We start from the raw sequence: 13,685 nt of genomic DNA, 5'->3' as shown, positions 1-13,685 counted from the left end.
GCGGTAAATCTTGTATTCGTTATATTTTAAAGCATATAGCAATGCGGTAAAATCTATCGCCAAAATCCACCGCACTTTAGGAAAATACAATGACTTTCTACGATATTGATTTTAACGCCCTCTACAAACAGCATCTTGTTGCTTGTAACCATTACAATTTGCCACCTGAAAAATGGGACAAAAAAGCCGTCAAAATGGCGGAAAATTTGGTGGGAAAAACCAGCCGTTATAATCAACAATTACTGGAAACCATGCAGGTGCAACCGGAAGAAAGTGTTCTCGATATTGGTTGTGGTCCGGGTACCTTTGCCATTCCTTTGGCACAGCAAGGCAGTCAGGTGTACGCCTTGGATTACAGTACAGGAATGTTGGATGTGTTGGCGGAATATAAGCAAAACTTGCAACTGACAACGTTAAACCTGATTCGTCGTTCTTGGTCGGAGAATTGGGACGATGTACCGCAAGTGGATGTGATTTTGGCATCACGTTCTACGTTAGTGGATGACTTAGATGACATGATCGAGAAACTTTGCGCTAAAGCGAAAAAACGGGTGTATCTCACTTCTGTAACACAGCGCCACTTCTTAGATGAAGGGGTATTTTCTGCTATTGGGCGTGATGATATTGGCTTCCCGACTTATATTTACCTGCTCAATCGACTTTATCAAAAAGGCATTCAAGCCAACCTCAGTTTCATTGAAACGGAATCCGGCCGTTTTATGGGCGAAACCTATGAAGATTTGCTGAATTCCGTGGAATTCTCACTTGGTCCATTGAACGACAAAGAAAAACAAGGCTTATCCACATTTTATCGCCAAAAACAACAGAACAATGAAGCCATTGAACATGGACAACGCAAATGGGCGTTAATTTGGTGGAATGTGGCTTAAATATGGCTTAAAAGTGCGGTGTAATTTTGAGGTGTTTTTTCACTCTTGAACGTGATTCGGCGAAGGGGATTTTTTCGTCTTCGCCTTGACGAATCAGGCTTTCAGGCGTAACATTGCGCGCGATTTAGTAACATGAGGACACACACTTTGGACAGTCACAGTCGATACCGAACGGAGTTTTCACTGTAACTATCGCTTTTCTTACTTATCGGCGATGGTTTCGTTGGTAAGTTTCTTTTACCTTTCTCTTTTTCGGCATCTTTTCGCCAAACGAAATTTGCAACATATTCTTTCATTACAGCTTTCTTTATTTATCGTTAAAAAACGCGTCTAAAAACGACCGCACTTTGATCGTGATTGCTTGTAATATTCCTTTCGTTTGCCACCGTTCACTGCCATGTGCATAGTCCAATACGGGAGTATGACAAAATGATAAACGCCTTTGCCCTTGAAGATGCTCGCTTAGTTCGTATTGATGAAACCACCGAGCCGTTAAATACCGCGATTTGGCTTGATTTAATTGAACCGACTATTGAAGAACGTGAGACCTTGCAAGAAAATCTAGGCCAGAGTTTAGCCTCTTTCCTAGAATTGGAAGACATCGAAGCATCCGCACGTTTTTTTGAAGACGAAGACGGTTTGCACTTGCACTCCTTCTTTTATTGTGAAGATGAAAATGACTATGCAGATTTAGCCAGCGTGGCGTTCACTATTCGTGACGGGCGCTTGTTTACTTTGCGTGACCGCGAATTACCGGCGTTCCGTTTATATCGTATGCGTTCTCGTAATCAGCGTTTAATCGAATGTAACTCCTATGAATTATTATTGGATTTATTTGAGACAAAAATTGAGCAACTGGCTGATGTCATTGAAAACGTGTATGCGGATTTAGAGAAATTAAGTCGCGTGGTGTTAAACGGAACTCAAGGGGAGGCTTTTGATGAGGCCTTGGCAACTTTAACAGAACAAGAAGATACCAGTTCCAAAGTGCGTTTGTGTTTGATGGATACGCAACGCGCGCTCAGTTTCTTGGTACGTAAAACCCGTTTGCCGGCTAATCAGTTAGAACAGGCACGTGAAATTTTACGAGACATTGAGTCTTTGCAACCGCATAATGAATCCCTGTTCCAAAAAGTGAACTTCTTGCTTCAAGCTGCAATGGGTTTCATTAATATTGAGCAGAACCGTATTATTAAAATCTTCTCCGTTGTATCGGTCATTTTCCTCCCGCCAACGTTGGTAGCGTCTAACTACGGTATGAACTTCAACGATATGCCGGAACTTGGGTTTAAATTTGGCTATCCGATGGCGTTGGGGTTAATGGCATTGGCGGCGTTTGCACCATATTGGTATTTCAAACGCAAAGGCTGGTTATAATTTTAAGGAAACAGCATGAATTCAATTCAATTTTTGATTGCGACTGTGATCAGTGTTTATAGCTTTATTTTAATCTTACGTGTTTGGTTCCAGCTGGCGCGTGTGGATTTTTACAATCCTTTATCACAAGCCTTAGTGAAAGCAACGCAACCTGTTGTCGCGCCACTCAGTCAGTTCGCGCCAACAGTGAAAGGTGTGAATGTTGCCGCGTTATTGGCATGTTTAATTTTGGGATGGGTAAAATTTCCTTTATTAAACTTTTTTGGCACTATCGCAGGTGCTTCCTTATTTGAATATGCCGTGATTGGTGTATTAAGTGTGGTGCACAGCATTGGTGAGGCTATTTTCTACGTATTGTTAGTGGGGGCTATTTTAAGCTGGTTTAATCGTGCTGCCGGTCAAACACAATATTTGTTGTACCAATTAAGCGAGCCTGTGCTTCGTCCGATCCGTAAAATTCTACCTAATACCGGCATGATTGATTTTTCACCAATGGTGGTAGTTTTTATCTTGTATTTACTCAATCGTGTACTCTACGACGTCTTCGGTGGTCTTTGGGCTGTGGCGGCGTTTTAAGCGAACGATATTTTAGGAATCTCAGTATGGCGGCAGTAGAACGAAGCGGCGATGATTTGCGCCTTAGAATCTTTTTACAACCCAAAGCCGCCAAAGATCAGATTGTCGGTTTGCATGATGATGAATTAAAAATCAGCATTACCGCACCTCCTGTGGATGGGCAAGCCAACGCCCATTTACTCAAATTCCTCAGTAAACTTTTCAAAGTGCCCAAAAGTAGCATTGTGCTGGAAAAAGGGGAGCTTAATCGACATAAACAAGTTCTCATCCCTTGCCCTAAAGCGATTCCGCCACAAATTGAAGCGTATTTAACAGTGTAAAAGTGCGGTCAAAAATCCACATGTTTTTTACTGGACAAATATCAAAATAAGCGGAAAATGAGCAAGCAAGTTGCAACTTATTCTTATTTCTCATTGTGTTATTGTAAAGGAGACGTTTATGAGCATCACTAAACAACAAGTATTAGATGCCTTCCATTTTCGCTGCGCAACGCGTTATTACGATCCTACCCGTAAAATCAGCCAAGAAGATTTTGATTATATTTTGGAGCTTGGGCGTTTGTCGCCGAGTTCTGTCGGTTCTGAACCGTGGCAATTTTTAGTGATTCAGAACCCTGAGTTACGCCAAGCGTTAAAACCGGTGAGCTGGGGGATGGCAACACAGTTAGATGATGCCAGCCATGTGGTCGTCATTTTGGCAAATAAAAAAGCCCGTTACGATTCGGACGATTTTCGCCAGAATTTGTTGCGTCGTGGCCTAAATAAAGAACAACTACAACAAGCTGTCGCAAAATACGAAACATTCCAAAAAAACGACATAAAAGTGTTGGAAAATGACCGCACTTTATTCGATTGGGCGAGCAAACAAACCTATATCGCTTTAGCTAATATGATGACGGGGGCTGCTTTAATCGGTATCGACAGTTGTCCGATTGAAGGGTTTAACTATGCGGAGGTCAACCGTATTTTGGCGCAAACCGGTGCTTATGACGCAGAAAAATATGCGGTATCTGTGGCAGTGACTTTCGGCTATCGTGCTAAAGACATTCGTCCGAAATCCCGCAAACCATTCAATGAGATTGTTCATTGGATCGAATAATTTTTTCTCAAATCCGCTCTTTGCTTTAACAGCTTAAAAGAGCGGATTTTTTATGTTTTGGAGACTGACATGTCACGATATTTATTTACAAAAGGCAGACCACGTTCGCTGCTATTTCCGATTTTTTTCTTCTCTTTGATTAATCTCATCGTATTTACGCTGTCCCGCCTCGGCTTATCTTTATGGCAACAGGAACGGGTCAGCGCAGTCAACGGTTGGGGCGAATTGTTCTTGCAAGGCTTACGCATGGACGTGGTATCTTTGTGTTATTTATTCGGCGTGCCGGCATTATTGACCGTGTTGCTGTATCATCAAAACGCCTTGGGGCGCATTTGGCAGCGTATTTTGCGTTTTTGGTTGACGGCCGGCAGTGTATTTATCGTGTTTATGGAACTGGCGACACCGGCATTTATTGAGACCTATGATTATCGCCCGAATCGCCTGTTCATCGAATATTTGATTTACCCGAAAGAAGTGTTCTCCATGCTGATGGAAGGGCATTTAAGTGCGGTCATTTTTAGCCTCGTTTTTACGTTGATTGCCGTGGTGGTGTATTGGAAACTGGCCGGTTGGGCGGTGCGCAATATCACGCCAATGCGTTGGACGTGGCGCCCTGTGGTCGCGTTGTTGGTGATTGCCTTGAGTTTTCTTGGTGCGCGTTCCAGTTTTCAACACCGCGGAATCAACCCGGCCATGGTGGCGTTTTCCTCTGATGCCATGGTGAATTCCTTGGTGCTGAATTCAGGTTATTCTGTGATTTATGCGGCGCAACAATTTAAAGACGAAGGTACCTCTTCCGAAGCCTACGGCAAAATGGATGTGGAAGAAATGCTCTCCATTGTGAAAAACAGCGGAAGCCGTCCGGCAGAGGCTTATCTTTCCAAGGAAATTCCAACCTTGACCCGTAACCAAGCCACTTACCAAGGCAAACCGAAAAATATCGTGATTATTTTGGAAGAAAGCTTTGGCGCGCAATTTATCGGTACGCTAGGCGGTTTACCATTGTCGCCGGAATTTGACAAGTTGGCACAGCAAGGCTGGTTATTTGATAATTTATACGCCACCGGCACCCGTTCCGTACGTGGCATAGAAGCGGTTACCGCGGGTTTCACACCAACACCGGCACGTGCTGTGGTGAAACTCAACAACAGCCAACGTGGTTTCTTTACCTTGGCACAACTATTAAGCCAACGGGGGTATGACACATCCTTCATTTACGGTGGGGAAAAGCATTTCGATAACATGGCGGGCTTTTTCTACGGCAATGGCTTTAAACGTATTATCGACCAAATGGATTATCAAAATCCAAGTTTCACCGGCACGTGGGGCGTGAGCGATGAAGACTTGTTCACTAAAGCCAATGAGACGTTTACCCAATTACACAACGAAGGCAAACCGTTCTTTAGCCTTGTGTTCAGCTCCAGCAACCACGATCCATTTGAATTTCCGGATGGCAAAATCGAGCTGTACGAACAACCGAAAGCCATGCGCAACAATGCGGCAAAATATGCGGATTATGCGATCGGGCATTTTTTCAAACTCGCAAAAGCCTCCAATTATTGGCAAGACACGATTTTCTTAGTGATTGCTGACCACGACTCTCGTGTGGCTGGTGCCAGCTTGATGCCAATTAAGCATTTCCATATTCCGGCATTGATTTTAGGCGAAGGTATCGAACCGCGCCGTGATAATCGTTTGGTTAGCCAATTCGATATGCCGACTACCTTGCTTTCTCTGGCAGGCATTAGTGGCGATTATCCGATGATCGGTTATGACCTGACTCAACCAAATGATCCAAACCGCGCCATTATGCAATACGACCAAGTGCAGGCATTGATGCGCGGCAACGATGTGGTGATTCAATTCCCGAAAGTGGGTGCGAAAACTTACCGTTACGACAAAGCTACAGAAACCTTGACGGAAGCAGACGTACCACAAAGTATGGTCAAAGAAGCCTTGGCGCACGCGCTGTTAGGTAGTTATTTGTATAAACATCGTTTATACACCACACCGGAAATTAAACAGGCAGAAAGTAAGCACTGATTTTAAGAGGAAAAGTGCGGTAAAAATTCACGATAGAAATTCACGGTGGATTTTGACCGCACTTTTTTCGTTTTTTCTATCCTCGTAGGTATTGATTTTCCTACCTCCTCTTTTTTCATAAAAATTTTTGTAAGAAATCAGCAGGTGATATCGTCTAATCCACAGGTAAGAACAGATTTATTTTCTTACTGTTTTTCTTTATGAAAAAAATTCAACATATCTCAATAGGATTAAAGGAGTTTCTTATGAAAAAAATGACATCATTCGTCGCATTAGCCGGTGTGCTTGGCATGGCAATGGCCTTTCAAGTGTCTGCTGAAATGAAAAGCACGCAACCGATGGAACAGCAAATGGAACATAAAATGGAGGACATGAAAGATGCCAAGCCGATGATGGATAATAAAATGGATAAGATGAAAGAGGGAAAAGCGATGAAGAATGATATGAAGAAAAAGATGAAATCAGATAAAAAAATGATGGAAAATAACATGGAACAGGGCATGAAAGAGAATGAACCTATGAAACCGAAAATGTAACTTGTTTTAAATAAGGTTCATCTTCTTTTTGAATGAAAAGGCTTGTGATAAACAAGCCTTTTCACAAAGTACATCATTCATATCCATGAATTCTTTGGTATGGCTTTCTTTGTGAAAGAGATGGGATTATGATGAATACTTGTGAGTACAGATAAAACGGATTTTCTTATGTCTTCAACGATGCCGTTGGCGTTTCAATCGATTTCATCTCAGCAAATACAAGCTATTCGGGAGCAAATGTTAAAATTTGCACTGCTGCAGTTGCGCGACAAGGATTTGGCGGAAGATGTGGTGCAGGAAGCTCTGGCAAAGGCGTATCAGCATGCGGCGTCATTTAAAGGGGCAGCTGCGTTAAAAACGTGGTTTTTTGCCATTTTGAAAAATCAGATTATTGATTTATTGAAGTATCGGCAGCGTGTGGTGACGGTTTCAGAGGTGAGCGATGACGATGATCCCAATGTGTTTTTTGATCAAGAAGGACACTGGGATCGTAGTCGATTTTTACCTTCTACGTGGGAAGAACCTCAAGAACAGGTATATAAAAAAGAGTTTTGGATTATTTTTGAAGCGTGCTTGGATCATCTGCCGGCACAGCAAGCGCGTGTTTTTATGATGCGAGAATATTTTGATATGCAAAGTGAACAAATTTGCCAAGAATGTGATTTATCCACCTCTAATTTGCACGTGTTGCTATACCGCGCCCGCTTACAATTACAAGCGTGTTTGTCCCACCATTGGTTTGATCAAACGGATAATGCCGGAGAGAAATGATGAAATGTAATCAAGTCACCAAATTCATTTCAATGCACCAAGAAAAACCCCTGTCCTTATTAACACAAGGTCGGGTGTATCTGCATTTGGCTATTTGTCCGTACTGTCGTGCATTTGCTAAAAATTGTAAAAAAATGCATAAGTTAATGCGTGATTTTTCTGAACAATAAGCATCGATTATTTCTTATTCTGGGGTATTTTGATGCTTTTTGAGGGACAAATTAAGTGCGTCGGTATAACCCATTTTCACTGTAAATCAGTTCTTGAAGTTCTAATTCCAAAAGCTGAATAAGAAGTTGCTCCACCGACAAATTGAGTGTGCTAGAGAGGGAATCAATATTGATTGGCGTATATCCAATCGCTTGATAAAGTTCTGGATAAGTAGGCGATACCTTTTCCTCTTGTTGCGGAGAAATGGCCGTTGGGGAAGAAAAGTGCGGTCTATTTTTCAGGTGTTTTTTCCATACCATTTGTGGTGCAAGGTTTTCTAAAATATCTTCTACATTTTCTACTAGCATCGCGCCTTGTTTGATCAGTTTATGACAGCCTTGGCTAAATTGACTTTGAATATTGCCGGGTAGAGCAAAAATTTCTCGGTTTTGTTCTAGTGCATAACGAGCGGTGATTAAAGATCCGCTGCGTTCCGTGGCTTCGATAATTAACGTCGCGAGAGATAATCCGCTAATAATACGATTACGGCGGGGAAAATTTTCTGCGATAGGAGGTTGCAACGGGAAAAACTCAGAAACTAACGCACCACCTTGTTCAATGATATGTTGTGCCAATTTACGGTGTTTCGCCGGATAAACCTCTTCCAAACCACTTCCTAATACCGCGATAGTCGGCTGTTTTAAATCTACAGCGGCTTGATGACAGAATCCGTCAATGCCCAAGGCGAGCCCACTGGTAATGATGAAACCATTGGTTGTTAGTTCTGAGGCAAAATACTTTGCCCAATATTCCCCATAACTTGAGCATTGACGACTGCCAACGATAGCAATCTGTGGGTGAGATAAGGTGGATGTTTCACCTTTGACGAATAACACCGGTGGCGCGCTGTCAATTTGTTTTAATTGCGCAGGATAATCCGGATGATAATAATCAAGAATATGATTACCCTCTTTTTCTCCCCATAAAAGTGCCGGTTCAATATAGCGTTTTTTAGGATTGAACCAGGCTTGGATTTGTTGGGCATTCCAACCTATATGTTTGAATGCGGTAACATCGTAATCTTGCAAATCAGATAAATTTACTTGATCAAGTATTTTTTGAATTGAGGTTGGGCCTAGTTTAGGAATTTGTAATAGGCGAAGGAAAAGGGGTAAATGGGTGTTCATGTTCTTCTTTGCTCTTTTTTAAGCAAAATTATACGGAGAGCAGAAATGAGGAGGATAAAAGAGGTGTTATTTTGCGATCAGGATCGTAATTTAAAAAGAAAGAGGATAAAAATTAGGAGAGGTGGGGAAAAATATTTTTTTATTACCGCACTTTTTAGTGTCAAATAAAAAAACCCGGCGGGATAGCCGGGTTTTTCTTTTCGTTTTGAATTATTCAGCAACGATAATCACGTTTAAGTGAGAGAAAACTTCGCCATGGAATTGGAAAGTTACTTCATGTTCACCAAGAGTACGGATTAAACCATTTGGTAAACGAACTTCACTTTTCGCCACTTCAACGCCTTTTGCAGTGATTGCATCAGCAATGTCACGGGTACCGATAGAACCGAATAAACGACCTTCGTCACCTGCTTTAGACGCGATGGTTACAGAACCTAATGCTTCTAAGCGTGCTGCGCGGTCAACAGCAGCGGCTAATGCTTGTGCTGCTTTTTCTTCTAATTCTGCACGACGTGCTTCAAAGTGTTCAATGTTAGCTGCGGTTGCCATAACTGCTTTACCTTGTGGGATTAAGAAGTTACGTGCATAGCCGGATTTAACATTTACTTGATCGCCCACTTTACCTAAGTGTGCAATTTTATCTAAAAGAATTACTTGCATTTGACCTTCCCCTTCTTAGTGATGATGCGTGTCAGAGTAAGGTAATAACGCTAAATAACGAGCGCGTTTGATTGCGCGAGCTAATTGGCGTTGGTACTTCGCACGAGTACCGGTAATGCGGCTTGGTACAATTTTGCCGCTTTCAGAAATGTAGTTCTTTAATGTAGCGATATCTTTGTAATCGATTTCAACAACATTTTCCGCTGTGAAACGGCAGAACTTACGACGACGGAAATAACGTGCCATTTGGCTGGTCTCCTAATCTATAAATTCGATTTGCTCGGCATGTAAGACTAATTGCGTTGACCCATTATTTAACTGATGGGTGGTTAAAAAACCTTGAATTAATACTTTATTGCCGACCGTAATGCCTTGAGTTTTTTCTATTAATTGATTGCCGCTCACCTGAACCGGAATTTTACACCAAGCTTGTCTTGTTAAATTAGCTTCCACTTGGTTTGAACGATGTTCCAATAAAAATTGGCAATGTTCGATCCCGTTTGGGCTTTTGCGCCGTTTAAGATTACCGGTAACGATACCAATAATGGATAAACGGTTTTCAATGTTCAAATTACTCTTCAGCATCCTCAAAATCGTTGGATTCAACTTCAGTTAAAGCTTTACGATCATCTTTTGCTTTAACCATTGGGGACGCTTCGGTTACGGCGTGCTTAGTGTGAATAACAAGGCTGCGCAATACAGCATCGTTATAACGGAAAGTCGTTTCTAGCTCGTCGATTACTTGTTGAGGCGCTTCTACATTCATAAGCACGTAGTGTGCTTTATGTAATTTATTAATTGGGTATGCTAATTGACGGCGACCCCAATCTTCTAGGCGATGAATTTGACCGCCGGCTTCTTTTACAGAACCGGTGTAACGTTCAATCATGCCCGGTACTTGCTCGCTTTGGTCCGGATGAACCATAAACACGATTTCGTAGTGACGCATTACTGCTCCTTACGGGTTAATCAGCCTCCAACGTAAGACCAGTCACCAATCTTGTGGAAGCAAGGAACTAATTCGGATGTGACTGAGGGCGCAAATTATACACGGAAAGCCGGTTTTTGCAAGAAAAGTGCGGTTGATTTTTCCGGTGTTTTTACATCCAAGCATTATTACGAATAATGCCGACAGCGATACCCTCAATTTCGAATTGCGTCGGTTGAGTCAAATCCACGACAATCGGGGCAAATTCCTCGTTTTCGGCATGTAAATAAACCGTCGAACCTTTGCGCTCTAAACGTTTTACTGTGACTTCGTCTTCAATGCGGGCAACGACAACTTGTCCATTGCGTACATCCTTGGTGCTGTGGACGGCTAATAAGTCACCGTCCAAAATACCGATATCTTTCATGGATTGACCATAAACTTTGAGTAGAAAATCCGCTTGTGGTTTGAACATGGCCGGATCAACATGATATGTGCCTTCAATATGCTGTTCCGCTAAAATCGGTTCACCTGCGGCTACACGCCCGATTAACGGTAATCCCGGTTCTTCTTGCCCATTATCTTCAAGCAATAAACGAATACCACGGGATGTGCCGGAGACAATTTCAATCACGCCTTTCTTCGCCAAGGCTTTTAAATGTTCTTCAGCCGCATTTGGAGAGCGAAATCCTAGTTCTTTAGAGATCTCCGCCCGCGTTGGTGGCATGCCGGTTGTTTCAAGATAGTGTTTCAGAAAATCATAAACTTCCTGTTGCCGAGCTGTAAGTGGTTTCATAAAATCACCCTGTTATTTTATACATAAGTAACTGGTATTATATACAGAAAAGATCAAGGTGCAACCTTTCTTTTGTTGAAATATAAATCGAATCAGAGGCTTATCCCAGAATTGTGTTGTTCGTCACTAATTCTACGAAGTTTTTATGCTAAACTAGCGCCAATTTTGCACCAAGTATGTGAAATAACGTTAATTATACAAGGACATTTATTATGGCTAGTTTTCTGAATGCTTACCGAAAATTACTTGAATTGCCATTGTCGATTTTAGTAAAAAATAATCCAATTCCCCATCATCCAATTGAAGAACTAGAGCTAAATATTTCCCAGCCAATTGTTTATGTTTTGCCTTATACATCACAAACCGATTTTGTGATTTTCCGCAAAAATTGCCTGAGTGTAGGTTTACCGGATCCTTTGGAACAAAATGAAATTAATGGCAATTTATTGCCACGCTTTGTCTTTTTAGATGAAGGTCGCCGCTTTTTTAAATCGAAAGGGGCTAAAAAAGAAACGATCACTGTTTTCAATAAATATTTGGAATTGCACCGCACTTCACCGGATTTAGACGTGCAGTTAATTCCGGTTTCAGTTTTATGGGGAAGAGCACCGGGGCGTGAAGATCAAACTGGCTTGCCAAACTTACGTTTGTTAAACGGGCTACAAAAAACAGTCGCAGCATTATGGTTTGGACGTGATACCTTTGTGCGTTTCTCTCAAGCGGTGTCTTTACGCTATATGACGCGTGAGCATGGATTTGATCAGAAAATTGCACAAAAATTAGCTCGTGTAGCTAAAATGCATTTTGCTAAACAACGTATTTCTGCTACCGGTCCGCGCTTGCCAAATCGCCAAGCCATGTTCAATAAATTATTGCAATTGCCGGTAATTTTAGCGGCAATTGAAGACGAAGCGAAAAGCAAAAACATCAGTAAAGAGAAAGCGCATAAAGAAGCTGAAAAAATTCTGGATGAAATTGCGGCTAACGTGAGCTATGAAAGTTTACGTGTGGCGGATCGTTTCTTACGTTGGTTGTGGAATAAGTTGTATCAAGGCATTCAAGTGGAAAATGCGGATCGTGTACGTAAATTGGCGTTAGAAGGCCATGAAATCGTGTATGTGCCTTGTCATCGTAGCCACATTGACTATTTATTGCTTTCCTATGTGTTATATCACCAAGGTTTGGTGACTCCACATATCGCCGCAGGGATTAACCTTAATTTCTGGCCGGTTGGTGGGATGTTCCGCCGTGGTGGGGCATTTTTCATTCGTCGTACTTTTAAAGGTAACCGCTTATATTCTACGATTTTCCGTGAATATTTGTCGGAGTTGTTCCATCGTGGTTACGCTGTGGAATACTTTATTGAAGGTGGACGTTCGCGTACGGGGCGTTTGCTTGCGCCGAAAACCGGTATGATGTCCATGACATTACAGGCATTACAGCAACAACAGAGCCGACCAATTACGGTTGTGCCGGTGTATGTGGGGTATGAACACGTTTTAGAAGTGGACACTTATGCCAAAGAATTACGTGGTGCCGCGAAAGAAAAAGAAAATGCCGGCTTGGTATTACGTGTTATCAAAAAATTGCGTAATTTAGGTAAAGGCTATGTGAATTTCGGTGAGCCTATTACGTTAAATGCCTATTTAAATCAAAACTTCCCGGAATGGAAAGAGCCACCTGAAGATCGTCCTCAATGGTTTAACAAAGCCGTTGATGCAGTATCCCACCAAGTGATGGTGAATATTAATAAAGCGGCGGCAGTGAATGCGATGAACTTAACCGGCACGGCATTATTGTCTTCCCGCCAACGTGCGCTTTCTCGTGAGCAATTGTTAGAGCAACTTTCCAGTTATCAACAATTCTTACAAAACGTACCATATTCCGAGGATATTGTTGTTCCGGCTGAAAAACCTGAAATTATGTTGGATCATGTGTTAAGTCTGGATCGGATCGGTATTTTGGTGGAGAAAGACAACTTCGGTGAAATTGTGCGTTTAGAACGTTCTTCTGCGGTGTTAATGACTTACTACCGAAATAACATTCAACACCTATTTGTATTACCGTCACTGGTTGCAAGCATTGTGTTGCATTATGAAGGGATCCAAAAAGATTTGGTGTTAGATGCCGTGCTTAAAATTTATCCGTTCTTGCGGAGCGAATTATTCTTACATTTTACGGAAGAAGAACAGATCGCACAGCGTGTAGAGCAAATTATTAACGAATTGCAACGCCAACATATTATTAAGCACAGTGAAAATATGCTGACAATCAATAAGCCGAATATTCGGATGTTGCAACTTTGGTCTGCCGGTGTACGTGAAATTTTACAGCGTTATTACATTACCGTGAATTTGCTGCAAAATAATCCATTGATTTCCCGCGCAGATTTGGAAAAAGAAAGTCAGTCTGTGGCACAACGTTTGTCTGTCCTACATGGCATTAATGCACCTGAATTCTTTGATAAAGCGGTTTTCTCCGCCTTTACGAATAGTTTAAAAGACCAAGGGTATTTCAATGAAAGCGGCAGTGCGAATACCGAAAAATTGCATGTGTTGGCAGAGATTCTAACCCACCTGATTTCAACGGAAATTTGCTTAACGATTAACGGTGCCGTGACAAAAGTAGAAGAGAAAGAACATAACGAAAGTTAAGAAAACAGAATAATAAAAG

General features: G+C 41.9%; 16 protein-coding genes. 10 read left to right on the top strand and 6 right to left on the bottom strand.

All coding sequences use genetic code 11. From position 1 onward, the window contains the following. Window positions 1-89 precede the first annotated feature (89 nt). The 9 genes from ACO5E4_RS06040 (at window position 90) to ACO5E4_RS06000 (ending at window position 7,461) form a co-directional block, all read left to right on the top strand. Complete coding sequence (locus ACO5E4_RS06040; protein ID WP_485862408.1) at window positions 90-890, top strand: methyltransferase domain-containing protein; 801 nt, start codon at window positions 90-92, stop codon at window positions 888-890. 429 nt (window positions 891-1,319) lie between these two features. Then, window positions 1,320-2,267: a magnesium/cobalt transporter CorA gene (gene corA / locus ACO5E4_RS06035; RefSeq protein WP_006716772.1), complete on the top strand. Its 948-nt coding sequence runs from the start codon at window positions 1,320-1,322 to the stop codon at window positions 2,265-2,267. A gap of 15 nt (window positions 2,268-2,282) precedes the next feature. Further along, a complete protein-coding gene (locus ACO5E4_RS06030) occupies window positions 2,283-2,843 on the top strand; it encodes a YggT family protein (protein WP_454905989.1) in 561 nt (186 codons plus the stop codon). 26 nt (window positions 2,844-2,869) lie between these two features. After that, entirely contained in the window at window positions 2,870-3,163 is a 294-nt protein-coding gene (gene yggU / locus ACO5E4_RS06025) for a DUF167 family protein YggU (protein WP_048750021.1), read from the top strand. Between the two features lie 118 nt (window positions 3,164-3,281). Next, entirely contained in the window at window positions 3,282-3,941 is a 660-nt protein-coding gene (locus tag ACO5E4_RS06020) for an NAD(P)H-dependent oxidoreductase (protein WP_485862407.1), read from the top strand. A 69-nt stretch (window positions 3,942-4,010) separates the two neighbouring features. Continuing rightward, entirely contained in the window at window positions 4,011-5,984 is a 1,974-nt protein-coding gene (locus tag ACO5E4_RS06015) for an LTA synthase family protein (RefSeq protein ID WP_485862406.1), read from the top strand. A gap of 245 nt (window positions 5,985-6,229) precedes the next feature. Next, window positions 6,230-6,520, top strand: a complete 291-nt coding sequence (locus ACO5E4_RS06010) for a hypothetical protein (protein ID WP_033002415.1) — start codon at window positions 6,230-6,232, stop codon at window positions 6,518-6,520. 180 nt (window positions 6,521-6,700) lie between these two features. Beyond that, on the top strand, window positions 6,701-7,291 hold the full coding sequence (locus ACO5E4_RS06005) for a sigma-70 family RNA polymerase sigma factor (RefSeq protein WP_314954064.1): 591 nt from the start codon (window positions 6,701-6,703) through the stop codon (window positions 7,289-7,291). Continuing rightward, window positions 7,288-7,461, top strand: a complete 174-nt coding sequence (locus tag ACO5E4_RS06000; RefSeq protein WP_448758264.1) for an anti-sigma factor family protein — start codon at window positions 7,288-7,290, stop codon at window positions 7,459-7,461. The genes ACO5E4_RS06005 and ACO5E4_RS06000 overlap by 4 nt, the downstream gene beginning before the upstream one ends. A gap of 51 nt (window positions 7,462-7,512) precedes the next feature. On the opposite strand, the gene dprA is transcribed toward ACO5E4_RS06000, so the two are convergent. The 6 genes from dprA to lexA form a co-directional block, all read right to left on the bottom strand. Continuing rightward, window positions 7,513-8,628 carry a DNA-processing protein DprA gene (gene dprA, locus ACO5E4_RS05995; protein ID WP_485862405.1) on the bottom strand — a complete coding sequence of 372 codons (1,116 nt, stop codon included), beginning with the start codon at window positions 8,626-8,628 and terminating at the stop codon, window positions 7,513-7,515. Window positions 8,629-8,838: 210 nt separating this feature from the next. Beyond that, a complete protein-coding gene (gene rplI / locus ACO5E4_RS05990; protein WP_006716790.1) occupies window positions 8,839-9,288 on the bottom strand; it encodes a 50S ribosomal protein L9 in 450 nt (149 codons plus the stop codon). Between the two features lie 15 nt (window positions 9,289-9,303). After that, window positions 9,304-9,534 (bottom strand): 30S ribosomal protein S18, encoded by a 231-nt coding sequence (gene rpsR, locus ACO5E4_RS05985; protein ID WP_005541294.1) that lies wholly within the window; start codon window positions 9,532-9,534, stop codon window positions 9,304-9,306. Between the two features lie 12 nt (window positions 9,535-9,546). Beyond that, window positions 9,547-9,873, bottom strand: a complete 327-nt coding sequence (priB, locus tag ACO5E4_RS05980; protein ID WP_314954052.1) for a primosomal replication protein N — start codon at window positions 9,871-9,873, stop codon at window positions 9,547-9,549. Next, window positions 9,860-10,237: a 30S ribosomal protein S6 gene (rpsF, locus tag ACO5E4_RS05975; protein ID WP_005555822.1), complete on the bottom strand. Its 378-nt coding sequence runs from the start codon at window positions 10,235-10,237 to the stop codon at window positions 9,860-9,862. Before rpsF ends, priB begins: the two co-directional genes overlap by 14 nt. Window positions 10,238-10,388: 151 nt before the next feature. Beyond that, window positions 10,389-11,012, bottom strand: coding sequence for a transcriptional repressor LexA (gene lexA, locus ACO5E4_RS05970; protein ID WP_485862404.1), 624 nt, complete (start codon window positions 11,010-11,012; stop codon window positions 10,389-10,391). 212 nt (window positions 11,013-11,224) lie between these two features. Here lexA and plsB point away from each other — a divergent pair, with 212 nt between their 5' ends. Continuing rightward, window positions 11,225-13,666: a glycerol-3-phosphate 1-O-acyltransferase PlsB gene (gene plsB / locus ACO5E4_RS05965; protein ID WP_485862403.1), complete on the top strand. Its 2,442-nt coding sequence runs from the start codon at window positions 11,225-11,227 to the stop codon at window positions 13,664-13,666. The last annotated feature ends 19 nt before the right edge of the window (window positions 13,667-13,685 follow it).

This window comes from Aggregatibacter sp. (assembly GCF_057314075.1).
This window is presented reverse-complemented; position numbering and strand designations above follow the sequence as displayed.